General features: G+C 47.0%; 1 pseudogene. It reads right to left on the bottom strand.

The annotated features are described in order from the left end of the window. Nucleotides 1–123 precede the first annotated feature (123 nt). Nucleotides 124–230, bottom strand: a pseudogene (gene rpsL, locus ACZ3GY_RS24900) (30S ribosomal protein S12); the annotation flags it as partial.

The raw sequence follows: 230 nt of genomic DNA, 5'->3' as shown, positions 1-230 counted from the left end.
ATTTAGGATCCGGCAATATATCCCGCTTAGGGACTTCACGACGACGTGGCATATAACACCCTTATGTTATTCAGCTTAATTTGGCAAACCAGCCAAAGCTTACTAGACCTTGCGGCCAAAAAATTAAGACGCCTTAGGACGCTTTGCACCATATTTAGAACGAGCCTGCTTACGATCCTTCACACCCTGCGTATCCAAACTACCACGCACCATGTGATAACGCACACCCG

This window comes from Pseudomonas sp. PME37.24/006 (assembly GCF_055556635.1).
Note: the sequence above shows the minus strand (reverse complement) of the source record. Positions and strands in the feature narration are given on the sequence as shown.